This is a genomic window from Kitasatospora sp. NPDC032150 (assembly GCF_055579945.1).
On sequence record NZ_JBVIMH010000023.1, the window covers coordinates 81,228 to 106,168 of the forward strand.

Here is a 24,941-nt window from a genome sequence, read left to right on the forward strand (position 1 = left end):
CGAGGGGAGACCGGCCATCGCCGTCTGTGCTGGACGCGGCTCCGAGGAGCCCGGCGTCACTTGCCCTTGGCGGCTTCCTTCAGCTTCGAACCAGCGCTGACCTTGGCGCTGTAGCCCGCGGGGATCTGGATCGGGTCACCGGTCTGCGGGTTACGGGCGGTACGGGCGGCACGGTGGGTGCGCTCGAAGGTCAGGAAGCCGGGGATGGTGACCTTCTCGTCACCCTTGGCAACAACCTCACCGACGACCTCGGCGAAGGCGGCCAGCACGGCGTCGGCGTCCTTGCGGGTCACCTCGGCACGGTCGGCCAGAGCGGCCACCAGCTCACTGCGGTTCATGTGTACTCCTGTGGTCTGTTCGCGTTGCGTGTGCGGGGGCCCCACCGGTCCCCCTCCGGGGGCACCCGGCAGGCCGCTGGTCCGCACACTGTGCTCGTTCAGGCGAGGGTTGGTCAGGGGTCGGGCTTGCACCCCGAAGCGCCTCAAACCGCACTGCCTGGGTACGAATCCTGCCCCGACCGGCACTGAGAAAGCCAATCGGGATCCGGCGAGGTTGACCCGAACAGCGCCCGCCGGACGGAGTTGTGACACTCCGTCGGCTCCGGCGGACCGGAGCGGGCGGCGGTCGGGACGACACGCCGGGACGCCGGAAGGGACGTTCCGTACTTGTCGGACACGCCGCCCCGTGCAGGGCTACCGTACGCCCTGGCACCGACAAGCCCAAACACGCCCCTTCCCCTTGTGTCGCAAGGGTTCGGGGCGTGTAAGGGGGGTTTTGGTAGCTAATCGCACATTTGACCGGCTGTGCGACACGCCGGGCCGACACTCCGGTCAGATCTTGATGGCCGGGAACGAGGTGGTGTCGAGCGTGCCGACGATGCCCGGGGTGGGCTTCTCCGGGGCCGGCTCGCCCCCGCGGGCGGCCAGCGCGGCCTCCCGGACGGCGGCGGCCACCGTCTTGGCCACGTCCGGGTGGAACACGCTGGGGATGATGTAGTTGGCGTTGAGCTGGTCGTCCAGGACGGTGGCGGCCAGCGCCCGGGCGGCGGCGATCATCATGTCGGTGTTGACCGTCTTGCTCTGCGCGTCCAGCAGGCCGCGGAACACGCCGGGGAAGACCAGCACGTTGTTGATCTGGTTCGGGAAGTCGCTGCGGCCGGTGGCGACCACGGCGGCGCTCTGCCGGGCCACCGCCGGGTCGACCTCCGGGTCCGGGTTGGCCAGCGCGAAGACGATCGCGTTGTCGGCCATGGCGGCGATGTCGTCGCCGTCCAGCACGTTCGGGGCCGAGACCCCGATGAACACGTCCGCGCCCGCCACGGCCTCCTTGAGGCTGCCGGTACGGCCCGAGCGGTTGGTGTGCTCGGCGATCCAGCGCAGGCTGTCGTTGAGGTCGTCACGGCCGCTGTGCACCACACCGCGGACGTCCGCCACGGTGGCGTGCTCGACACCGGCGGCCAGCAGCAGCTTGAGGATCGCGGTACCGGCGGCGCCGGCACCCGACATCACCACGCGGATGTCGCCGATCTCCTTGCCGACCACCCGCAGCGCGTTGGTCAGCGCGGCCAGCACCACGATCGCGGTGCCGTGCTGGTCGTCGTGGAAGACCGGGATGTCCAGGGCCTCGCGCAGCCGGGCCTCGATCTCGAAGCAGCGCGGGGCGGAGATGTCCTCCAGGTTGATGCCGGCGAAGCCCGGGGCGATCGCACGGACGATCTCGACGATTTGGTCGGCGTCCTGGGTGTCCAGGCAGATCGGCCAGGCGTCGATGCCCGCGAAACGCTTGAACAGGGCCGCCTTGCCCTCCATCACCGGCAGCGCGGCCTGCGGGCCGATGTTGCCCAGGCCCAGCACCGCGGAGCCGTCGGTGACCACGGCGACGCTGTTGCGCTTGATGGTGAGGCGGCGGGCGTCCTCGGGGTTCTCGGCGATCGCCATGCAGACCCGGGCGACACCCGGGGTGTAGATCATCGAGAGGTCGTCACGGTTGCGGATCGGCAGTTTGGACGACATCTCGATCTTGCCACCGAGGTGCATCAGGAAGGTGCGGTCCGAGACCTTGCCGATCGAGACGCCCTCGATCGCCCGGAGCTTCTCCACGATCTCCTGGCCGTGCGCGACCGACGCGGCCGCCACGGTCACATCGATCCGCAGGGCCTCCAGCCCCGAGGCGGTCACGTCCAGACCGGTCACCGAGCCACCGGAGGACTCGACGGCCGTCGTGATCGAGCTCACGGCGTTGCCGGTGGCCGGGACCTCCAGACGCACCGTGATCGAGTTCGAGACACTTGGCACCGTCGCCATCGACGTCCTTCTTCCATCCACTCAAGAGGGTTGGCAGCAGGACCCCGGCTTCAACATCCCGTTGCAGTCGGCCCCGCGCACGCTAGACCTCGATCGTCGCACCTACCAGTGGGTAGTCAGAAATATTGGTCATTAATTGCACGGGCCCCACAACGGACTATCCGGTCATCGGGCCCGGAGGCGGAGAAACCGCCGCGGGCGGCTGGCCTTCGTCCGGCGATGCGTTACATTGGACGGGACACCGGCTCGATCCAAGCCCCCGGGCCCAACCTTCGTCGCTTCGAGCGACCACTTGCCGCGAGGCGAGCATGGCGGGTCGGTGTCACCTACGTGAGACGAAGGCCCCCGCCACCGGCGGGGGCCTTCGTCGTTGGCGGGCCGTCAACTCCGCCCGCGCGGACGGGCGGGCCGGCTGACGGGGACGGGCCGGGGCGCGGGAGCCGCGCCCCGGGGCCGCTAGCCGTGCAGCAGTGCCGGCACGCCGTCCGAGTCCGGGAGGTCGTCCGGGCCGGAGAGGACGGTGAGGCGCTGGGTGGCCCGGGTCAGGGCGACGTACAGCACCCGCAGACCGGCCTCCGACTCGCCGGCGATCCCGGTGGGGTCGGCCACCACCGTGGCGTCGTACTCCAGGCCCTTGGCCTCCAGGCTGCCCAGTGCCACCACCCGGTCGCCCAGCCCCTCGGCCCACCGGGCCGCCTCGGCCCGGCGGTCCATCGGAACGACCACCGCGACCGTGCCGTCCACCTCGGCCAGCAGCCGGGTCAGCTCGGCCCGGGCGGCCTCGGCGAACGCCTCCGGCGCCGGGTCGTGCACGGCGGCGAACCGCGGCGCGATCCCGGTCGAGCGGACCGCGCTCGGCGAGGGCGTCCCCGGTGCGGCCAGCGCCAGCACCTTGGCCGCGACCTCGGCGATCTCGGCGGGGTTGCGGTAGTTGACCGTGAGGGTGTGGCGGCGGCGCGGCTTGCCGGCGAGCACCTCGTCCAGCGCGGCCTGCGCCTCCTGCGGGTAGGGCCAGGACGACTGCGCCGGGTCGCCCACGATCGTCCAGGTCGCCATCCGGGAGCGACGGCCGATCATGCGCCACTGCATCGGGGTGAGGTCCTGCGCCTCGTCCACGATCACGTGGGCGTACTCGCGGCGCTCGACCGGCGCCCGATCCCGCTGGCGGGCGGTGCGGTCGGCGAAGGTGGTGACCTCCTCCAGACCGGTCAGCAGGTCGACCGCGTCCACCTCGCGCGCCTTCGGACGGGCCGGCTCGCCGAGCAGCAGCTGCAGCTCGTCGATCAGCGCCGCGTCGTGGGTGGAGAGCGCGCCGTCGCCGCGGTCCGTCAGGTGGCGCCAGGAGGCGGCGAGCAGCCTGGCCTCGTCCGGGGTGACGGCGCGGCGGGCGATCCGGTTGGTGTGCCGGGCGTGCTTGAGCGTGGCCAGCACCCGGCGCGGGGTCAGCGCGGGCCACCAGGCGTCCAGGAAGTCCAGGAAGGACGCCTCGTCCGAGACGTACTCGTCGAAGGCCTCCCGCTCCTCCTGGCGCTGCTCCCGCTCGAAGTGGCTGACGGGCTTGGGCAGGTGCTTGGTCGCCTGCTGCCAGAGCGCGTCCAGCAGCAGGCGGCGGGCGCGCGGGCGCAGCAGGTTGAGCGGGGTGCCACCGCCGCCGACCACGTTGCCGCGCACCGCCTTGAGGCGGCCGGCGTCCAGCCGCAGCGCCTCGCCCCGGGCGAAGACCTTCAGCTCGGTCGGCGCGTCCAGCTCCAGCGCGGCACGGGCCGCCCGCCGCAGCAGTTGCACCATCCGGGCCGAGCCCTTGACGTGGGCGGCCTCGGGGGTGTCGTACCGCTCCGCCTCGATGCCGTCCACCAGGCTGCCGACCGCGCGGATGGCCACCTGGCCCTCCTCGCCCAGCGCGGGCAGCACGCCCTCGGTGTAGGAGACCAGCAGCGGGGTCGGGCTGACCACCAGGATGCCCCCGGCGTAGCGGCGGCGGTCCTGGTAGAGCAGGAAGGCGGCGCGGTGCAGGGCGACCGCGGTCTTGCCGGTGCCCGGGCCGCCGGTGACCAGGGTGGCCCCGGCCGCGGCGGCGCGGATGACCTCGTCCTGCTCCTTCTGGATGGAGGAGACGATGTCGCGCATCGAGTGGCTGCGGGCCCGGCCGAGCGAGGCCATCAGCGCACCGTCGCCGACCACGGCCAGCTCGCGGCCGTCCAGGGTGGGGGTGAGGTCGGGGCGCAGCAGGTCGTCCTCGACGCCGATCACCCTGCGGCCCTTGGAGCGGATCACCCGGCGGCGGATCACCCGGCCGGGCTCGACCGGGGTGGCGCGGTAGAACGGCGCGGCGGCGGGGGCCCGCCAGTCGATCACCAAGGGGCCGTACTCGGCATCCAGCACACCGAGGCGGCCGATGTGCAGGGTCTCCGCGACGGCCGGGTCGGCCGGGTCCAGCGGGGTCTGCGACGGGATGCCGTGCTCCTCGGGCGCGTCGGCCTGCTGGAGGTCGACCCGGCCGAACAGGAAGTCCTCGAACTCGCTGTTGAGGCGGTGCAGGTGGGCTCCGGCGCGGTAGACCTGGGCGTCGCGCTCGGCGAGTGCGCCGGGCGTGCCGATCTGGACCCGCTTCGCGGCGTCCTCCAGGATGTACTCGGCCTCGGCCAGCTTCTCCTCGAGACGGTGGTAGACGGTGTCGAGGTGACGCTGCTCCTCGGCGATCTCACGGTCGCGGACGGTGTCGCCCTCGTTGTCGATGACGCCGGTGGCAGTGGATCCGGCGGTGCTGGTGCTGTGCATGGCGGTGCTGTGCATGGCCTCGGTGGTTGCGGCGGTGAACTGCTGGGCTGAGCCGTGCGCGCCCAAAGAGCCCCCTGAGGTGCGTCCTGCGGGTGATGGATCGCCGCTCTGCGGGAGAGAAGGCGGACGGATGATCCTACGCCAGGCCACCTCACAACGGGACATGCCGCAGAGGCGCGATGGATCACGTCCCTCGAACACGGTCGGGCGTGCGGGGGACACCGCGCGAGCGCCCGGAGCCGGGTCGTCCTCCGGCCCCGCCGTGTCGCGCCCGGCCGCTCGCGGAGGAGGCTCGGCCGGACCGACCGCTCACGGAGAACGAAACACGAGAGCCGCCCTCCGGAACGGAGGACGGCTCATGTGCACATGGGATGGTGGAGATGCCGGGAATCGAACCCGGGTCCAGTGGAGTGGATTCAGGGCTTCTCCGAGCGCAGTCCGCTGTGCTTTTCTCGGCCCTGGCGGTCACACGGACAAGCCGCCAACAGGCCCAGCTGCTGTTTGATTTCCCCGCCTCCCCCGCAGCCCGGGAGGAGGGTTGAGTTCCCTAGATTATGCCAGGATCCGGGTCGGGAACGCCCCGGGCTGACACCCATTCACTGTCGCTGATCAGGCAGCGAGAGCGAACTGCTGGGAATCGCGCTTAGAGTTGGCGATTATTTTTTTGCGACAGATGGTTAACGAGATCATTGCCGCGTTCCTCGGCTCGCTTCCCCTGTTTCGACTTCCCCTGTCGAAACCGATCATCCCCATGTTTTGTTGAGAAACAGCGCCGCAGGAACGGACCCCTGCGGTGTTGCTTCGGCCATGGTACGCGCAGCAACCGGCAGGGGTCCAGCTCATTACGGCAGGCCGGCGGCCGTCGTCACGGCAGGCTCGGCGCCGGCTCCGGCTCCGGCTTGTTGGCGGTGGCGGCCGTCGGCCGGGAGCCGGGGGTGCCGACCTGCTGGGCGAGCACCGCGAAGTCGTGCGCGAAGGCGCCGGCGGCGAACTGCCAGACGTGCTTGCCGGGCAGCACGGTCAGGTGGACCGAGTAGCCGGCCTTGTGCAGCGCGGGTTCCAGCTGCTGCTTCATCTGGGTCGTCTGCCGGGTCTCCTGGTCCCCGGCCATCAGCATCGCGGTGACGCCCTTCGGGAACTTCGCGTGGTGGGCGAGCACCGTCATCGGGTCGTTGGCGGCCCAGGCCGCGGCGTCACCGCCGTACAGCTTGGCGATGGTCTGCTCCTTGTTGCCGGTGTTCGGCCCGAGGTCGCCGGAGATGTCGAGGAAGTGCCCGAAGACCGCCGGGTGGGTCACCGCCATGGTGAGGGCGCAGGTGCCGCCCATGGACCAGCCGGCCACGCCCCACTTGCGCGGGTCGGTGGCGGTGCCGAAGGTGCTCTCGACGTACGGCGGCACGTCCTTTATCAGGTGGTCCTGGGCTTTCCCGGCCGGGCCGTTGGCGCACTCGGTGTCCACCTTGAAGCCGCCGCTGGGATCCACGAAGACCATGACCGGCGCGAAGCCCTTGTGCTTCTTGGCGTACGCGTCGGCGGTCTGCGCCGCGTTGCCGATCCGAATCCAGTTGTCGGGGGCGGAGAACTCGCCGCCGATCATCTCGATCACCGGCAGCTTGGGCCTGCTCGCACTGCGGAACCAGGCCGGCGGCAGGTAGACCAGCTCCTGGCGGTGGTTGAAGTTGCTGGCCGTGGTCGGGATGTCCACCGTGACGATCCGGCCGGTGCTGGTCTTGCCGGTGATGCTCTTCGCCTGCTCCACGGTGATCTGGCTCGGCAGCGGCTGGTCGGTCAGCTCCCCGATGGCATCGCCCACGGTCGGGTAGTAGCCGGTCTCCTGGTTGATCACGTTCGCGCCGGTGGCGACCGCGACCAGGACGGCCACCGGCACCGAGGCGCGCTGCCACCAGCGTCCGCCGCGCCAGCCGACCACCAGGACGGTCAGCGCCATGATCGCGACGCCCGTCCAGACCCACAGGCTGAACGGCAGCGGATCGGTGATCCCGGACAGGTAGAGCACACCGAGGGCGGCCAGCACCGTGAGCAGCACGGTCACGCCGAGCGCCACCGGCAGTCGGCGAAGCCGCCACCGGGAGTCGCGCCAGCCAACCGCCGCCAGCAGCGCCAGCACGGCCACGACCTTCATCGTGACCGGGAGCCAGCCTTGAAGCAGGGAGACATTCACCGGGCGATCGTACTTACGATCCGCCGCGGGTCCGTCCGGCAGGCGTCCTTGGGACGAAACTGCGACAGTCCCGGGACATGTCAGCGTTGACGGCGGCGGGCCGCGGCGACCGCGCGGTCGGCCTCTCGGCGGTCCTGCTTCTCGCGCAGCGTCTGCCGCTTGTCGTACAGCTTCTTGCCCACGGCCAGCGCCAGCTCGAGCTTGACCCGGCCGTCCTTGAAGTAGAGGGAGAGCGGCACCAGGGTGTGACCGGTCTCCCGCACCTTGGACTCGATCTTCCGGATCTCGATCTTGTGCAGCAGCAGCTTGCGCTTGCGGCGGGCGGCATGGTTCGTCCACGTTCCCTGCGTGTACTCGGGGATGAAGACGTTGTCGATCCACGCCTCGCGCCCCTGGATGTACGCGTAGCCGTCCACCAGATTGGCACGACCCTCGCGCAGCGACTTCACCTCGGTGCCGGTGAGCACCAGGCCGCACTCGTAGGTGTCGAGGATCGTGTACTCGTGCCTCGCCCGCTTGTTCTGGGCGATCAGCTTCTGTCCCTTTTCCTTTGCCATAGCGCGGACATTCTCGCACTTCGCGAGACCGGTCGGCAGCCCCTTTTGCCGCTGGTTTCGCACCCGGCCCGGGACGTCCGCCGGACAGGCCCTCAACCCCGGCCCAGTCCGGAGAGCACCGTGTCGGCCAGCGCCAGCGCGTCCTGCGGGGTGCCGCCGGCGGGGAGCGGGACGTCGGGGGTCAGGCCGGTGCCGTCCGGGGTGCGGCCGGCGGGGGTGTGGTAGCGGCCGACGGTGAGCTCCAGGACCGAGCCGTCGGCGAGCCGGCTGGGCTGCTGGACCGTTCCCTTGCCGAAGGTGCGGACGCCGACCAGCACCGCGCGGCAGCGGTCCTGCAGGGCGCCCGCGAGCAGTTCGGCCGCGCTCATGGTGCCGCCGTCGACCAGGACCACCAGCGGGGTGGCGGTGTCGCCACCCCGGGCCGCCGTCAGCTCGTGCCGTTCGCCCCGCGACTCGTACCAGCCCACCGGGCCGCCGTCCAGGAAGACCGAGGCGGTCCGGGCGGCCTCCTCGACCAGGCCGCCGGAGTTGCCGCGCAGGTCCAGCACCACGCCGCGGGCGCCTCGGACGGCCGCCCGAACCTGCTCGGCCACGCCGTCGGTGAAGCCCCGGACGGCGACCCGGACCACTCCGGGTCGCGGGTGCTCCACCGCCACCTCCTGTGCCGCCAGCATCTGCCGCCGGAGCGCCAGCTGCCGCACCGGGCCACCCGGACGCTGTACGCCGAGCGCGACGACGGAGCCCGCCCCGCGGTCGCCCCGACCCCGGCCGCGCAGCCGGGCCACCACCTCGGTGACCGGCAGCCGGTCGGTCGGCACGCCGTCCACGGACAGCAGCCGGTCGCCAGCCGCGATCCCGGCCCGCTCGGCCGGACCGGAGGGCTGCACCTGGGAGACGGCGGTGCCGCCGTCCGGCAGCCGCCCGACCGTCAGGCCCACCCCCGGGTACCGGCCCTGGACGAAGTCCCGGTACGCCTCCGGGCCGTAGTACGCGGCCCACGGGTCGCCCCCGGTGGCGGCGAACCGCTCGGCCTGCTGCGGGGTCAGGTCGACGGCCCGGCGCGTGGTGTCCATCGAGACCGGCCGGGGCGGCCCGGGCGGTTCGCCCCAGGCACCTGTGGCCGCGCCCGCCAGTAGCACGGCGCCGAACACCAGAGTGAGTGTGGCGCCTTGCCGTACCCCGCTCGGTGTCCGTGCCATGGCACCGGAGTCTAGGCGCACCGGCCCGCCGCGGTGGCCGAACGCGGAACGGCCCCGGAACGGCGCGCTGCCGTTCCGGGGCCGTGGCCGACGCCGGGTCAGACCTTCAGGTACTTCCGCAGGGTGATGAAGGCGGCGATGCCGGCCATGCCCATACCCACCACGACCAGCAGCGGGATCACGGTAAGCACCGAGGAGAGCCCGATGAAGTGGATGAACTGCACCCGCTGGGCCAGGAAGTTCTGCACGAAGAAGTGCCCGGCCAGCAGCAGCCCGGAGGCCATGACGGCGCCGAGCAGTGCGGCGAACGCGGCCTCTGCGATGAACGGCATCTGGACGTAGAAGTTCGACGCACCGACCAGGCGCATGATGCCGGTCTCGCGGCGCCGGCTGAAGGCGGACACCCGGACCGTGTTGACGATCAGCAGCAGCGCCACGAAGAGCATCAGCACCATGATCACGAAGGCCGCGGTCTGAAGGCCGTTCAGCAGACCGAACAGGTTCTCCAGGATCTTGCGCTGGTCCTCGACCGACTTGACGCCCGGCTTGCCCGCGAAGGCGCTCTGCACGACGTCGTACTTCTCCGGGTCGTTCAGCTTCACCCGCCAGGACTGCGGCATCGCGTCCGCACCGACCGCGGCGAGCAGCGGGTTGTCCGGGTTGGTGTCCTTCCAGCGCTTGTACGCCTCCGCCGAGCTCTCGTAGGTGGACGACTGCACCAGCGGCATCTTGTCCAGCTGCGTCTTGACGTCCTTGACCTGCTGGTCGGTGGCGGCACCGGCCGAGCACTGGGCGGAGGTCTTGGCGTCGGACTTGGTGCAGAAGTAGATGCTCACCTCGACCTTGTCGTACCAGTAACCCTTCATCGAGTTGACCTGGTCCCTGACCAGGAGGCTGGCACCGGCGAGGGCGAGCGAGAGCGCGACGCTGACGACGACCGCGATGGTCATCGTCAGGTTGCGGCGGAGACCGACACCGATCTCCGACAGGACGAACTGGGCGCGCATGCTTTTCTCACTCCAGGGTCAATGCGGGTGGGGCGACGTGGCGGGCGGGGCGTCTCAGTGCTGGTAGCCGTAGACGCCGCGGGCCTGGTCGCGGACCAGCAGCCCCTTGTCGAGCTCGATCACCCGCTTGCGCATCTGGTCGACGATGGCCTGGTCGTGAGTGGCCATCAGGACGGTCGTTCCGGTGCGGTTGATGCGGTCCAGCAGCTTCATGATGCCGACCGAGTTCTGCGGGTCGAGGTTACCGGTGGGCTCGTCCGCGATCAGCAGCATCGGACGGTTGACGAAGGCCCGGGCGATCGCCACGCGCTGCTGCTCACCACCGGAGAGCTCACCGGGCATCCGGTCCTCCTTGCCGCCGAGGCCGACCAGGTCGAGGACCTCGGGCACCACCTTGTTGATGGCACTGCGCGGCTTGCCGATCACCTCGAGGGCGAAGCCGACGTTCTGCGCGACGGTCTTGTTCGGCAGCAGGCGGAAGTCCTGGAAGATCGTGCCCAGTTGGCGCCGCATGTGCGGCACCTTCCAGTTGGACAGCTTGCCGAGGTCCTTGCCCATCACGTGCACCGCGCCGGTGCTCGGGCGCTCCTCGCGCAGGCACAGTCGCAGGAAGGTGGACTTGCCCGACCCCGAGGAGCCGACCAGGAAGACGAACTCGCCCTTCTCGATCTCTAGCGAGACGTCCGACAGGGCGGGACGGTTCTGCTTGGGATAGGTCTTGGAGACGTTGTCGAATCTGATCACGGCTGCATCACGGTGGCCATCCTAGGTGGAACGGCGTCCGGCTCGGCCAAACCTCCGTGACCCGATCGTTAGACTCAGGGGCCGGAGGGCGCGACCCGTGGCGCCTTTCCTCGGTCGGCAGGAGCGGCCGTCTGCCCCTCCTTCAGCCTGGGACCATACGCGACCCGCGTGAGGACTCGCAGGCCCCACCCGGAAGCCTGAGGTGAATGTCCGGTTTTGCCCCAAAAATTGCGAGCGATTTCACAGCCCACGGGCCGTACTGTCCAGAACCTGGCACAGTGGAAAGAAGCGGAACCGAAGCCGCGTCCGGTGCGTTGGCTTAGCAGCAAGGAGGAGATCGCATGACCTGCGACCATCTGGTGTGCGCCAACTGCAACGGCCGCGTGAGCGAGGGCCGCTGCCCGGTGTGCCGCGCCAACCGCGCCCGACTCCGGCAGGAGCAGGGCCCCCTGGCCGCACTGACGCCCGCCACCCTGATCGCCCTGCTGTTCGGGCTGCTCGCGGTGGCCCTGCTGGCCAGGCAGGCGCTGGCCCAGTAGACCCCAGGACACCGAAGGGCCCCCGGTCATCCGGGGGCCCTTCACGTTACGCCTTCGACCTGCGGCACGCTGCGCCGCACACGCCGCAGGCCCCGACGCCGTACCGGCCGTCCGTCGGGGCCGATGTCCTCCCGATCAGGAGGCCGCCGCGGTCTCCCGCTGCTTGCGCCAGCGGATACCGGCCTCGATGAAGCCGTCGATGTCGCCGTCCAGCACGGCCTGCGGGTTGCCGACCTCGAACTCGGTGCGCAGGTCCTTGACCATCTGGTACGGGTGCAGGACGTACGAGCGCATCTGGTTGCCCCAGGAGCTGCCGCCGTCCTTGAGCGCGTCCATCGCGGCCTTCTCCTCCTGGCGGCGCCGCTCCAGCAGCTTGGCCTGGAGCACGTTCATCGCGGAGGCCTTGTTCTGGATCTGCGAGCGCTCGTTCTGGCAGGAGACCACGATGCCGGTCGGCAGGTGGGTGATCCGGACCGCCGAGTCGGTGGTGTTGACGCCCTGGCCGCCGGGGCCGGAGGCGCGGTACACGTCCACCCGCAGATCGCCCTCGTCGATGTCGACGTGGTCGCTCTGCTCCACGACCGGCAGGACCTCGACACCGGCGAAGGAGGTCTGGCGGCGGCCCTGGTTGTCGAACGGCGAGATGCGCACCAGGCGGTGGGTGCCCTGCTCGACCGAGAGGGTGCCGTAGGCGTACGGGGACTTCACGGTGAAGGTCGCGGACTTGATGCCGGCCTCCTCCGCGTAGGAGGTGTCGTAGACCTCGGTCGAGTAGCCGTGCCGCTCGGCCCAGCGCAGGTACATGCGCATCAGCTGCTCGGCGAAGTCGGCGGCGTCCACGCCACCGGCCTCGGCGCGGATGTTGACCAGGGCCTCACGGGCGTCGTACTCGCCGGAGAGGAGGGTGCGGACCTCGAGCTCCTCGACCGCCTTCTTGACGGCCACCAGCTCGCTCTCGGCCTCGGCGCGGGTGTCCGCGTCGTCCTCGGACTCGGCCAGCTCGAACAGCACGGCCAGGTCGTCGACGCGGCCGCGCAGGGTCTGCACCTTGCGCAGCTCTCCCTGCAGGAAGGAGAGCCGGCTGGTGACCTTCTGCGCGTTCGCGACGTCGTCCCACAGGTCGGGGGCGGCTGCCTCCTCCTCCAGGCGTGCGATGTCGGCCCGGATCTTGTCCAGGTCGAGGACGGCCTCGATCGACCCCATGGTCGACTCGAGGTTCTTGAGCTCTTCGGAAGGATCGACGGCTGCCACGTAACCAAGACTAATGGCTCCGCGGGCAAGCTCGGCTACAACCGGGGGACCGAGGGCGCATCCAAGGGGCTCGGGGCCACCGGAACGCTCCTCACCGGGCTCACCATGCCCGCCCGGCCGCCGCCGCGACCCCCGCCTCCGCCTGCGAAGGCGGCGAACGCGGCCGCCGCTCCCGCCACCAGCAGCACCACCGCGATCAGCGCCGCTATCGTCCGGCGGCGCCGCACCAGGGCCCGGCGGCCCTTTCGGGGGGTGCTCGGGGCGGCACTGCGCTGGGCGTCCGACTCGGCCGCGTACGAGGCCAGCTCGTTCGGGGAGGGGCGGCGCAGGCTGGTGTGGGTGTCGCGGGTGGAGTCCGGGGACGGGCCCGGGACCAGCGGTACGGCGGGACCGCGGCGGCGGCGGTGGGTGCCGGGACCCGCGTCGGTCTCGGCGTAGACCGCCTCGCCCGGGGTGATCGCCTCCTCGGCGGGCGGCTTGCCCTGCGCCGGGACGGCCAGCGGCGGAAGCCCGCTCAGCGCGGGCAGCTGCTCGCGCAGCCGCTCGGCCAGCTCGGCGGCGCGCAGCCGGGAGGCCGGGGCCTTGGCCAGGCACTCGGCGATGATCCGCCAGAGGCCGTCCGGCAGCCCCGGGACGGGCGGCACGGACTCGGTGACGTGCCGGCGCAGCACCGCCCCGGTGTGCCCGCCGCCGAACGGGGTGAAGCCCGCCAGGACCTCGTAGAGCACGGTGGCCAGGGCGTAGATGTCGACGGCGGCCCGGGGTTCCAGGCCCTCGATGATCTCGGGGGCGAGGTAGTCGGGGGTGCCGATGATCCGGGTGGCGCGGGTGCGGCGCGGGGCGTCGACCAGGCGGGCGATGCCGAAGTCGGTGAGCTTGGCGCGCGGGGCGCCACCGGTCGCGGGCGGGGCGGCGAGGTCCAGCAGGACGTTCTCCGGCTTGACGTCGCGGTGCACGATCCCGGCCGCGTGCGCGGCGGCCAGGCCGTCCGCGACGTCGGCGATCACCGAGACGGCGTGCTCCGGGCTGAGGACGCCGTCGCGCTCCAGCCGGGTGCGCAGGTCGGTGCCCTGCACCAGCTCCATCACCAGGGCCAGGTCGCTGCCGTCGACCACCATGTCGTGCACGCCGACCACCCGGGGGTGGTCCAGGCCGGTGAGGGCGGCCCGCTCCTGGACGAAGCGGCCGACGAGGACCTGATCGGACGCCAGGTCCTCGCGCAGCAGCTTGACTGCGACCGGCCCGTCCGGCCCCTCGCCGAGCCAGACGGTCCCTGCGGAACCCCGGCCGATCACCTGGTGGACGGTGTACCGGCTGCCGATCTTGCGTGCCAATGCTGCTCCGTGGGCTCGGTAGGTCGGTGCTCAGCGACCAACCTACGCGCCCCGGAGGCCTCCGGGAGACGCCGGGAGGGCTCCGGGGGAGGCCAGTTGACGACAAATATCGTGAATTGTCGACATAGTGACAGAGTCACGAACTGCCGGGCCGTCAGCTACTTCGTGTACTTGCCGATCCAGTCGCTCACGCTGGTGTACCAGCCGTGCACGGTGTCCCAGTAGTGCGGGAGCGGTGTGAAGTTCCACAGCGCCACCCCCGCCACGGCGAGGATCAGCAGCACCATCAGGCAGCCCTTGAGGCACCCCAGGCCCGGAATGTACATCCTGTTGGGGCTGCGGCGGCGCGGCTCGCGCGCCGAAGGCTCGCGCCGGGGCTCGGGGTCGCGCGGCCGGGGAGCCGGCGGCTCGGCCCGGCGCGGCGGCGCGGGCTCGGCACGCCGGGCCGGGCCGGGCGCGGGGGCGGGCTGGGGCGCGGGCGCCGGGTACGGCTGCTGGTAACCCTGCGGGGGCCTCGGCTGCTGGTAACCCTGCGGGTACGGCTGCGGGCCGCCGTACGGCGGCCGGCCCGGGCCGCCCTGGTTCCCCCGGTACGGCGGCGGGGCGACGGGCGGCCGCTCGGCGTAGCCGGGGCGCTGCCGCCCCTGCGGCGGGCCGTACGGCGGCTGCCCCGGGCGGGGTGCCTGGTACGGGGGCGGGGCCACCTGCGGGGCGGCCAGCTCCTCGGGGTCGAAGTAGCCGATCTCGGTCTGCTGGTTGCGGTCCCTGGCGGCCCGCAGCTGGGTCTGCCACGGGTGCGGCGTCTCGGCCTGCGGCGGGGCGGCGGGCCCGGCCGGAGGCACCGGCGGCATCACCGCGGTCCGGTCCGCGGGCCCGCCGGGCTGGGTGCCCATCAGCTGGGTCCGGTCCTCGGCGCCCGGCTGGGCGCCCATCACCTGGGTGCGGTCCTGCGCCCCGTACTGCTGCGGCGCCCCGCCGAAGACCTGGGTGGCGGCCGCGGGGTCGTAGCCGCCCGCGCCGGTGGGCAGCACCTGGGTCGGGGCGGCGTCGCCGAGGCCGGGCCCGGCGACGGCGGCAGCTTCGGGAGCGGAGGAGGAGGCCAGCGCCGGGTCGGGCCGCAGCAGCGCGCCGACCTCGATCGCCGCGTCCACGGCCGCCGGCGAGGAGTGCACCCCGATCCCGGCGGCGACCACCCGAAGGGCGTTGGCCAGCGAGACCGCGCTGGGGCGCTCGGCCGGGTTCTTGCGCAGGCAGCGCTCGATCACGGTCCACAGCGGCTCGGGCACGGTGCGCGGGCGCTGCGGCTCCTCGCGCATGTGCGCGGCCAGGATCGCCACCGGACTGTCGCCCTCGAACGGCGGGCGGCCGGTGACCAGCTCGTACAGCATGATCCCGGCGCCGTAGACGTCCACCGCGGCGGTCTGCGGGCGGCCCTCGGCGGACTCCGGAGCGACGTACGCGGGGGTGCCGACGAACTCGTGGCTGCGGGTGATGCCCGGGGAGTCGGCGAGCCGGGCGATGCCGAAGTCGGTGAGCATCGGGTGCATCCGCTCGGCACCGTCCACGGTGATGGTGGCGAGCAGCACGTTGGCCGGCTTGAGGTCCCGGTGGACGATGCCGTCTGCGTGGCTGGCGGCCAGCGCGTCCGCGATCTGGGCCATCAGCAGCGCGCCCGCGACCGGGCTGAACGGCCCGTTGGCCCGCAGGTAGCGGAACAGGTCCGGCCCCTCGACCAGGTCCATCACCAGCGCCAGCAGCTCGCCCTCGACCACCAGGTCGCGCACCCGGACGATGTTCGGGTGGGTGAGCCGCAGCAGCACCGAGCGCTCGCGCAGGAACCGCATCACCACGTCCGGGTCGGCCGCCAGCTCCTCGCGAAGTATCTTGATCGCGACCGGCCGCCCGGGCTCGATCCCGGGTACCGCGGCGTCCTCCCGCACCTGGGCGCGCCACACGGTGCCGGTGGCCCCGCGCCCGAGGGTCTCCTCAAGCAGATACTTGCTGCCGACTGGCCGCACCTGTGACTCTCCCTCCGCGCCCTCCATCGGCCGAGGAGGGGCCCGTTCGCGACGGGCTGCGGGCCCGTGTTCCCGGAAACTCTAACCGCGTCCGCTCGGCTTTCCGAGGCAGCCGCCGGACCGCGCCGCGGACCGGGCCGGGCGCGGCTCAGGGGTCTCCCCTAGGGGTGGGACAGCGAGCAGGTTGACCTGACTGCCCGTCGGCTCCACCATGGCGATCATCGCAAGATCGTCAAATCCGGTACCGGGCGCGCGCTGTCCCTCCCTGGTGGCAGGATGGCATGCGCCACACGTGTGACGGCAGGCAAGGGCACGGCCCCGGTCAGCCCCGGCCGGTCGATCTTCCACTGACGGCACGACCCGGAGTGCGGGGCTCCGGGCAGTGCCCGGCTGATCACGTGCCCGAGGTCGACCGGCAGGGCCTAGACGAGCAGAAGGGACCGGGCGAGATGCAGATCCGGCTGACCGTCCTCCGACCCCGCAGCGGCTCGGCCGCCGCCGGATCCACCACCGACGTCCTGGTCACCGCCCCCGCGGGCACCGCGCTCGGCTCCGTCGCGGGCGCCCTCGCGGGCGCGGTGGGCGTACGCGGCCCGCGCTCCGCCACTCACGTGCACCTCTACGCGGGCACCCAGCGCCTCGACGACCAGGCACTGCTCGGCCACCCCCCGCTGCTGGACGGCACCGTCCTCTCCCTGAACGAGCCCGACCCCGACGCCGACGAGCCCGTCGACGAGGCCCTGCCCGAGCTGCGGATCGTCGGCGGCCCGGACGCCGGCGGCGTGCACCGGCTGCACGGCGAGGAGATTCAGGTCGGCCGCTCCAGCCAGGCCGACGTACCACTGGACGACCCCGACGTCTCCCGGCTGCACCTGGCCCTGCACCTGGCCCCCGACGGCCGGGTGACGGTCCGTGACCTGGGCTCCACCAACGGCACCACGGTGGACGGCCACTTCCTCCGCGGCGCCGCCGACGACCTGCCCGAGGACGGGCTCATCCGGCTCGGCGAGTCCACCCTGCAGGTCGCCCGGCCCGGCGCCGCCGCCCACCCCGGTCCAGCCGCCCACCCCGGTCTAGGGGAGATGTCAGGGTCCGCCCGGCAGCCCGTACCGGACGGGCAGGGCCGCCTCGAGATCGCCCCCGCACCGCCCGCCAGGCCGCTGCCCGCCGAGCCGGCGGCGCCCCCGGCCCCCGAACCGCCCTCCCCCGGCGGGCGCGCCCGGGCCCTGCTCTCCCGTACTCTCGGCCGCTCCGCCGCGCCCGACCCACAGCCCAGCGCCGCCCGGCAGCACGCCGCCGCCCGGCTGCGGCAGACCGCCGCCCAGCGCGAGCGCTGGCCCGACCCGGCCCAGCTACTGCTCACGGCGCTCGGCACCGGCCCCCGGCTCTGGGAGCGCACCCCGGCCCACCCCGACGCGCTCGTCCTCCGGCTCGGCACCGCCGACCGGCCCGGCGGTCCCGGTACGGCCCCGGGCACCGTGCTGCCCTCCGTCCCGGTCACGGTGGACCTGCGCGGTGCCGGCAGCCTGGGCCTGACGGGACCGCGCGCCCGGCTGCTCGGGCTGGCCCGCGCGGCCGTCGCCCAGCTCGCCGCCCTGCACCCGCCGAGTGCCCTGAGCCTGGTCCTGCTCAGCACCGAGGAGACCGTGGCCGACTGGTCCTGGGCCCTGTGGCTGCCGCACCTGCGGCCCGCCCACGGGCAGGACTGCAGGCTCCTGGTCGGCTTCGGCCCCGAGCAGGCCGAGGCCCGCCTCACCGAACTCACCGCCCGCACCGGCCCGGAGACCACCGCCGCGGCGCCCGCCACCGTCCTGCTGGTGGACGGCGACCCGGGCAGCCCGGCCGCCCGCCGCGCCCTGGAGCTGCTGCTCGCCCGACGCCGAGCGGTCCACCCGCTCTTCCTGGCCGAGCACCCCGACGAGCTGCCGCCGGGCCTCGGCGCCACCGCACGCATCACCGGTGAGGTCGCCACCCAGCTCACCGTCCACCGCCCGGCGGACGGGGGCCGCGAGGTGATCGAGGACGTCTCGCTGGACGCCGTCTCCGCCGCCTGGGCCGAGCGGCTCGCCCGGGTCCTCGCCCCGCTCACCGAGACCTCCCCGACCAGCCGCGGCCCACTGCCGGACGCGCTGCGCCTGCTCGACCTGCTGCGGCTGGACACCGTCACCCCCGCCAAGCTCTCCGCCCGCTGGGACGCCCTGCCCGCCAGCCCGGGCACCGCCACCGCACTGCTCGGCACCACCCGCGACGACCACTGCACCATCGACCTCGCCGACCCCGACCTGGCCGGTCCGCCGTCCTTCACCGGCGGCGAGGCGGCCGGGCCGCACCTGATCGTCGGCGGGGCCAAGGGCTCCGGCAAGACCGAGCTGCTGCGCACGCTGGTCGCCTCGCTCGCCGTCTCGGAGCGGCCCGAGCGACTGCGGATCATGGTCGTCGAGGGACGCGGTTCGACCGGCCCGGACGACCCGTCCGGCCTGCTCAGCTGCACCGACCTGCCGCACGTGACCGAGCACCTGGACGCCACCGCCGAGCCCCGGCAGGCCCTGCTCACCGCCGAGTGGCTACTGGACGAGCTGGACCGGCGCGAGGCCGTGCTCGGCGACCTCGACTTCACCTCCTGGCACACCACCCGCGTCCTCGGCGGTACGCCCGGCGCGGCCCTGGTCATCGCGGGCGGCGTCAGCCCGGCCGCCCTGGCGGGCGCCGGTGCCACCTCCCGGGCGGCCGGGCCGCGCACCGGGGCGGACGTCCGGCCGCCGGCACCCGCCCGACTGGTCGTGGTGGTCGACGACTACGACGCGCTGCTCGCCCCCACCTCCCCCGCCGGACGGCCACTGGCCCGCGCCCTGGCGGCCGTCGCCCGGCGCGGCGGGCGACTCGGGGTGCACCTGGCGGTCAGCACCGGCTCCCCCGAGGAGACCGCCGGTACGGAGGTCGACGAGGCGGCCCAGCTGCGGATCGCCCTGCGAACGGCCGACCCGGCCGACTCCGACCTGCTGATCCACCTCGGCGATGCCGCCGCCCTCCCCGAAAGCACCCCCGGCCGGGGCTACCTGCGGCGGCCCGACGGCGGAGTGGCGGCCTTCCAGGCCGCCAGGGTGAGCGGGCGCATCCCGCGCACCGCGACGCTCCGGCCGACCGTCGTGGCCATCGACCCGGCGCAGCTCGGCGCTCCGCCGACCCGCCGGCCGGTCCGCGAGCTCGGCAACGGCCCGACCGACCTCGCCCTCCTCGCCAGCGCCCTCCAGCGCGCCGCCACCGCCCCCTGACGGGGCGCGCAGCGAACCCCCGGGGGCGCGGGTGAGCCCTCAGGGGCGCGGGTGAGCCCCCGGGGGCGTGGGTGAGCGTGAGCCCTCAGGGGCGCGGGGAACTGCGCGGCCCAATCCTCCGGGGACGTACCGCATCCCGGATGTCCGAACTTGCACGGTCCCGGGGGCGCGACTCCCGCACCCGGGTTCAGCGCGGCACGACCGCCTTCCACCCCGCGCCGTTCCCCGCGCCCCTGACAGTTCATCCGCCCTGCCCCGGAAACCCGCGAGGGCGGTACCGGGAAGAACCCGGTACCGCCCTCGTCAGGCTGTCGGCAGACTCAGCGCATCGAGCCCGTGCGCAGCAGCGTGCGGATCACCCGCATCGCGACCGAGAGGCTGGACAGCTCGTAGTTGTCCGAACCCCTTATGTCGTCGAGCGTGGTGCGCGCCCGGCTCAGCAGGGTGCTGTTCTCCTCGGCCCATGCCTCGTAGCGCTGCTCGGGGGTGGCGCCCCCGGGGCCGCACGCCAGGATGTCGGCGGTCAGCGCGGAGTGGGCCGCGAAGAGGTCCTCGCGGATGGCCGCGCGGGCCATCGAGGACCAGCGGTCGGTACGCGGCAGGTCGATGATCCGGTCCAGCAGGTGGCTGATCTGCAGGCGGTCGGCGAGGTCGTAGTAGAGCTCGGCGACCTCGGAGACCTCGGCGTCCGCGCTGTCCGCGACCCCGACCATGTCCAGGGTCGGGAAGGCCGAGGACAGGCCCGCGATCCGGGTTGCCAGGCTCTCCGGGACGCCGGAGGAGGTCAGCTCCTGGTAGACCGAGTCGAACCAGGTCAGGTCCTCGCCGCGGAGCGGCTTGGGCAGGCTGCTCCAGACCTGCTCGACACCGTCGCGGAAGAACTCGATGGTGGCGGCGATGTCCAGCGGCTGGCGCCGGTTGTTGAGCATCCAGCGGGTGGCCCGCTCGACCAGCCGGCGGGAGTGCAGCCGCATCTTGGTCTGGATCCGGGCCGACACCTGGTTGTCCAGGCCCTCGACCTCGTCCCAGATGGTCTCCAGACCGAAGACGGCGCGCGCCGCGGTGTGCGAGCGGACGATCTCGGCCATGGTCGCCCCCGTCTCCTCGCGGAGGCGGAAGGCGAAGGTGCAGCCACCGCGGTTGATCGTGTCGTTGACGATCAGCGTGGTGATGATCTCCCGGCGCAGCGGGTGCTTGTCGATCGCCTCGGGGAAGCGGGTGCGCAGCGCGGTCGGGAAGTACTCCTGCAGCAGGGTGCGGAAGTACGGGTCGTCCGGCAGGTCGGTGGCGAGCAGTTCCTCGGCCAGCACGATCTTGGTGTACGCGAGCAGTACGGACAGCTCGGGCTGGGAGAGCCCGCGGCCGGACGCCTGGCGCTCACGGATCTGGCGCTCGGTCGGCAGGAACTCCAGCGCGCGGTCGAGCTGGCCGTCCGCCTCCAGGCGGTTGATCATGCGCGCGTGCACGTTGACCAGGCTGTGCGCCTGCTTGACGGCGTTGGCCAGCACCACGTTCTGCGCGTAGTTGTTGCGCAGGACCAGGCGGCCGACCTCGTCGGTCATCTCGGCGAGCAGGGCGTTGCGCTGCTTGACGGTCATGTCGCCGTCGGCCACCAGCTGGTTGAGCAGGATCTTGATGTTCACCTCGTGGTCCGAGGTGTCCACACCGGCCGAGTTGTCGATGGCGTCGGTGTTGATCCAGCCGCCGGTCCCCTGACCGGTTGAAGGGGCCTCGGGGCCGCCGGACGCGGCGTACTCGACCCGGCCGAGCTGGGTGCAGCCGAGGTTGCCGCCCTCGCCGATCACCCGGGCGCGGACCTGGGAGCCGTTGACCCGGATGGCGTCGTTGGCCTTGTCGCCGACCTCGGCGTTGCTCTCCGCGGCCGCCTTGACGTAGGTGCCGATGCCGCCGTTCCAGAACAGGTCGACGGGCGCCTGCAGGATGGCCTTCATCAGGTCGGCCGGGGTGAGCTTGGTCGCCTCGACACCCAGTGCCGCACGCGCCTGCGGGCTCAGCTGGATCGCCTTGGCGCTGCGCGGGAAGACGCCGCCGCCCGCCGAGATCAGCGACTTGTCGTAGTCGTCCCAGGAGCTGCGCGGCAGCTCGAACAGCCGGCGGCGCTCGGCGTACGAGGTCGCGGCGTCCGGGTTCGGGTCGAGGAAGATGTGCCGGTGGTCGAAGGCGGCGACCAGGCGGATGTGCTCGCTGAGCAGCATGCCGTTGCCGAAGACGTCACCGGACATGTCGCCGATGCCGACCACGGTGAAGTCCTGCGCCTGGGTGTCCACGCCCAGCTCGCGGAAGTTGCGCTTGACGGACTCCCAGGCACCCCGGGCGGTGATGCCCATGCCCTTGTGGTCGTAGCCGGCCGAGCCGCCGGAGGCGAAGGCGTCGCCCAGCCAGAAGCCGTACGACTCGGCGACACCGTTGGCGATGTCGGAGAAGGTCGCGGTGCCCTTGTCGGCGGCGACGACCAGGTAGGTGTCGTCCTCGTCGTGGCGGACCACGTCGGCGGGGTGGACGACCTTGCCGGCCTTCAGGTTGTCGGTGATGTCCAGCAGCGCCGAGATGAAGGTCTTGTACGAGGCGATGCCCTCGGCCAGCCAGGCGTCGCGGTCCACCGACGGGTCCGGCAGCTGCTTGGCGACGAAGCCGCCCTTGGCGCCCACCGGGACGATCACGGTGTTCTTGACCATCTGGGCCTTGACCAGGCCGAGGATCTCGGTGCGGAAGTCCTCGCGCCGGTCCGACCAGCGCAGACCACCGCGGGCGACCTTGCCGAAGCGCAGGTGCACACCCTCGACCCGGGGCGAGTAGACCCAGATCTCGAAGGCCGGGCGCGGGGCCGGCAGGTCGGGGATGGCCTTGGGGTCGAGCTTCATCGAGACGTACGAGTGCCAGTTGCCCTCGGCGTCGTGCTGGAAGAAGTTGGTCCGCAGGGTGGCCTTGATCAGGTGGAGGAAGGAGCGCAGGATGCGGTCCTCGTCCAGCGAGACGACCTCGTCCAGGGCGCCGTCCAGCTCCTCCAGGATGCCCTCGGTCAGCTCCCGGGCGCCCGACTGGTGGCCGGGGCTCAGGCGGGCCTCGAAGAGGTTGACCAGCAGCCGGGTGGTGTGGGTGTTGTTGCGGAGCGCGTCCTCCATGTAGTCCTGGGAGAAGGTGCTCCCGGCCTGGCGGAGGTACTTGGCGTAGGCGCGCAGCACCACGGCCTGCCGCCAGTTCAGCCCGGCGGTCATGACCAGCTCGTTGAAGCGGTCGTTCTCGGCCTGGCCGGTCCAGGTGGCCGCGAAGGTCTCCTGGAAGCGCTCGCGGGCCTCCTCGGTGAGGCCGGTGGCCTCGCGCAGCCGCAGACCGAAGTCGACCACCCAGGCGGTGGTGCCGTCGGCGCGGGTGAGCGCGTACGGGTGCTCGTCCAGCACCTCGACGCCCAGGCGCTGCAGCACCGGCAGGACCTCGGTGAGCGAGATCGGGCCGCCGACCCGGTAGATCTTGAAGCGGCGCTCGTCGTCGCCGGCGCCGACCGGCTGGTACAGGTTGAGCCGGAAGTCGCCCTCGCCGCTCAGCGACTCGATGTGCTTGAGGTCGGCGACGGCGGTGCGCGCGGTGAAGTCGGCGCGGTAGCCGTCGGGGAAGGCGTTGGCGTACTTGCGGCCCAGCTCGGCGGCCTTCTCCTCGCCCAGCTCCAGGTGCAGCTGGTCGTGGAGGCCGTCCATCCAGAACCGGGCGGCCTCGACCAGCTTGGCCTCGATCCGCTCGACGTCGGTGTCGGAGAGCTGGGGCAGCTCGCTGCCCTTGGTGACCCGGACCACCAGGTGGAGGCGGGTGAGCACGGACTCGGTCGAGTAGATCGTGTAGTCGATCGTGTCGCCGTTGAGCTCGTCCTTGAGGATCGCGGTGATCCGCTCGCGGACCCTGGTGTTGTACCGGTCGCGCGGCAGGTAGATCAGCGCGGAGAAGTAGCGGGCGTACTCGTCCTGGCGCAGGAACAGCCGCAGCCGGCGGCGCTCCTGCAGGTAGAGCACGTTGGACGCGATGGAGAGCAGGCCCTCGGCCGGGGTCTGGAAGATCTCGTCCCGGGGGAAGGTCTCCAGGATCTGCAGCAGGTCGCGACCGTCGTGGCTCTCGCCGCTGAAGCCGGAGCCGGCCAGCACCTCCTGCACCTTGCGGCGGACCACCGGGATCCGGGTGACCGACTCGGTGTAGGCGGCCGAGGAGAACAGGCCGAGGAAGCGGCGCTCGCCGATGACCTCGCCGTTGGCGTCGAACTTCTTGACGCCGACGTAGTCCAGGTAGGCCGGGCGGTGCACGGTCGCACGGCTGTTGGCCTTGGTCAGCACCAGCAGCTTCTTCTCGTGCGCCTTGGCGCGGACCGGGGCGGACAGCCGGCCGAAGGCCTCGCTGACCGGGTGGTGGTCGGCGTCGTGGCTGACCGGGTCGGAGCGCAGGATGCCCAGGCCGGTGCCGGGGACCGCCCGCAGCACCTCCTCGCCCTGGTGCTCGGCCAGCAGGTATTCGCGGTAGCCGAGGAAGGTGAAGTGGTCGTCGGCCAGCCAGCGCATCAGCTCCCAGGCCTCGCCGACCTCCTGCTCGGCCAGGTGCGCCGGAGGCTGCTCGGCGAGCTCGTCGGCCAGGCGCAGCGCGCTGTCGCGCATCTTGGTCCAGTCCTCGACGACCTCGCGGACGTCGCCCAGGACGCGGCGCAGGTTGGCCTCGATCGAGCGGAGGTCCTCGCGGTCCGTCTCGCGGTCGATCTCGATGTGCATCCAGGACTCGACCACGGCGTCGGCCGGCCACTCGGCACCGGCGGCCTGGCTGCGGGCGCAGGCGTCGATGTCCAGGATCTCCAGCAGCTTGCCGGTGATGTCACGCCGGACCACCAGCTGCGGGTGGACCACCACGTGGATGCCGCGGTCCTGGCGGGTCAGCTCGTTGGTGACCGAGTCGACCAGGAAGGGCATGTCGTCGGTGACCACCTCGACCACGGTGTGGCCGCAGGACCAGCCGTTCTCTTCGACGGTCGGGGTGTACACCCGGACCTCGGCGGTCCCCTGGGGCCGCTTGAGCCCCAGCCGGTAGTGGGAGGCGGCCGCGCCGTAGACGTCGACCGGGTCCCGGTCGATCAGGTCCTCGGGCGCGGTGTGGAGGTAGTAGTGGTGCAGGTACGCGGTCAGAGCACCGTTGCTCAGGCCCTCCCCCTGTACCGCTCCCCCCACCTGGCTGTTCTCAGCGGCTGCTGCTGCCTTGGTCAGCAGTTCGGCCTTGGCTGCGTCCAGCTTGGTCTGCATGGCTGTCTGGCTCCTGTCGCGCGCCGTTGCGTGACTCGGTGGTGTCGGGTGTGCACCGCCGGGTCTGTCTGCAATCCTCCCTCATGATCCAGATTCCGCCCTAATGGGCGATTACGAAAGGCGGCCATGTCACGCATGACTTGCCCTCCATCTGGGTACGTGAGGTCGTTTGGCCCGGATTGCCAACCCGACGACGCCAGAAAGCCTAGCCGCACCAAACGAAGGTGTCAGGGGACATCAAGGCACAAAGTCATAGGAAGATCGAGTCCACCTGGACATCTTGTCCAAAGTCACCTGGCGCCTTGTCAGGCACTGTCAGATTCGGCGTGCCCCCAGGGGTCCGATCCGCACCCGAGCCGCGCTTCCCAGGGCTGAACCGCCGCTCACTCACCCGCCCCGTCCGGGGGCGCGGAACCGGATGCGCGGCCGTACGCCCCCGTGGCCGGGGACAGCGGAGCCGGCTCGGCGGACG

At 72.2% G+C, this 24,941-nt stretch carries 14 protein-coding genes and 1 other RNA gene; 2 read left to right on the top strand and 13 right to left on the bottom strand.

All coding sequences use genetic code 11. The features are described 5' to 3' along the window. Window positions 1–56: 56 nt before the first annotated feature. The 9 genes from ACZ5ON_RS24995 to ftsE form a co-directional block, all read right to left on the bottom strand. Window positions 57–338 carry an HU family DNA-binding protein gene (locus ACZ5ON_RS24995; RefSeq protein WP_045303480.1) on the bottom strand — a complete coding sequence of 94 codons (282 nt, stop codon included), beginning with the start codon at window positions 336–338 and terminating at the stop codon, window positions 57–59. A gap of 492 nt (window positions 339–830) precedes the next feature. Next, on the bottom strand, window positions 831–2,303 hold the full coding sequence (locus ACZ5ON_RS25000; RefSeq protein WP_465596788.1) for an NAD-dependent malic enzyme: 1,473 nt from the start codon (window positions 2,301–2,303) through the stop codon (window positions 831–833). A gap of 456 nt (window positions 2,304–2,759) precedes the next feature. Continuing rightward, window positions 2,760–5,081 carry a HelD family protein gene (locus tag ACZ5ON_RS25005; RefSeq protein ID WP_465596878.1) on the bottom strand — a complete coding sequence of 774 codons (2,322 nt, stop codon included), beginning with the start codon at window positions 5,079–5,081 and terminating at the stop codon, window positions 2,760–2,762. A 372-nt stretch (window positions 5,082–5,453) separates the two neighbouring features. Beyond that, window positions 5,454–5,832: a transfer-messenger RNA gene (gene ssrA / locus ACZ5ON_RS25010) on the bottom strand. Between the two features lie 114 nt (window positions 5,833–5,946). Beyond that, a complete protein-coding gene (locus ACZ5ON_RS25015) occupies window positions 5,947–7,263 on the bottom strand; it encodes an alpha/beta hydrolase (RefSeq protein ID WP_465596791.1) in 1,317 nt (438 codons plus the stop codon). An 80-nt stretch (window positions 7,264–7,343) separates the two neighbouring features. Continuing rightward, window positions 7,344–7,820, bottom strand: a complete 477-nt coding sequence (gene smpB / locus ACZ5ON_RS25020) for an SsrA-binding protein SmpB (RefSeq protein ID WP_465596794.1) — start codon at window positions 7,818–7,820, stop codon at window positions 7,344–7,346. A 92-nt stretch (window positions 7,821–7,912) separates the two neighbouring features. Continuing rightward, window positions 7,913–9,019, bottom strand: a complete 1,107-nt coding sequence (locus tag ACZ5ON_RS25025; protein WP_465596797.1) for a S41 family peptidase — start codon at window positions 9,017–9,019, stop codon at window positions 7,913–7,915. A gap of 98 nt (window positions 9,020–9,117) precedes the next feature. Next, window positions 9,118–10,026, bottom strand: a complete 909-nt coding sequence (gene ftsX, locus ACZ5ON_RS25030; RefSeq protein WP_344636341.1) for a permease-like cell division protein FtsX — start codon at window positions 10,024–10,026, stop codon at window positions 9,118–9,120. 54 nt (window positions 10,027–10,080) lie between these two features. Next, the gene (gene ftsE / locus ACZ5ON_RS25035; RefSeq protein ID WP_465596800.1) at window positions 10,081–10,770 is read right to left on the bottom strand and encodes a cell division ATP-binding protein FtsE; all 690 of its coding nucleotides are present in this window, start codon (window positions 10,768–10,770) and stop codon (window positions 10,081–10,083) included. A 341-nt stretch (window positions 10,771–11,111) separates the two neighbouring features. Here ftsE and ACZ5ON_RS25040 point away from each other — a divergent pair, with 341 nt between their 5' ends. Continuing rightward, window positions 11,112–11,309 (top strand): hypothetical protein, encoded by a 198-nt coding sequence (locus tag ACZ5ON_RS25040; protein WP_344636343.1) that lies wholly within the window; start codon window positions 11,112–11,114, stop codon window positions 11,307–11,309. A 135-nt stretch (window positions 11,310–11,444) separates the two neighbouring features. Here ACZ5ON_RS25040 and prfB read toward each other — a convergent pair whose 3' ends face one another. From prfB to ACZ5ON_RS25055, 3 genes are all read right to left on the bottom strand, one after another. Further along, entirely contained in the window at window positions 11,445–12,560 is a 1,116-nt protein-coding gene (prfB, locus tag ACZ5ON_RS25045; protein ID WP_465596803.1) for a peptide chain release factor 2, read from the bottom strand. Between the two features lie 35 nt (window positions 12,561–12,595). Continuing rightward, window positions 12,596–13,894: a serine/threonine-protein kinase gene (locus ACZ5ON_RS25050; protein WP_465596806.1), complete on the bottom strand. Its 1,299-nt coding sequence runs from the start codon at window positions 13,892–13,894 to the stop codon at window positions 12,596–12,598. A 158-nt stretch (window positions 13,895–14,052) separates the two neighbouring features. Next, window positions 14,053–15,912, bottom strand: coding sequence for a serine/threonine-protein kinase (locus tag ACZ5ON_RS25055; RefSeq protein WP_465596809.1), 1,860 nt, complete (start codon window positions 15,910–15,912; stop codon window positions 14,053–14,055). A gap of 398 nt (window positions 15,913–16,310) precedes the next feature. Here ACZ5ON_RS25055 and ACZ5ON_RS25060 point away from each other — a divergent pair, with 398 nt between their 5' ends. Next, window positions 16,311–19,184, top strand: coding sequence for an FtsK/SpoIIIE domain-containing protein (locus ACZ5ON_RS25060; protein ID WP_465596812.1), 2,874 nt, complete (start codon window positions 16,311–16,313; stop codon window positions 19,182–19,184). 320 nt (window positions 19,185–19,504) lie between these two features. Here ACZ5ON_RS25060 and ACZ5ON_RS25065 read toward each other — a convergent pair whose 3' ends face one another. Then, entirely contained in the window at window positions 19,505–24,469 is a 4,965-nt protein-coding gene (locus ACZ5ON_RS25065; protein WP_465596815.1) for an NAD-glutamate dehydrogenase, read from the bottom strand. Between the last annotated feature and the right edge of the window lie 472 nt (window positions 24,470–24,941).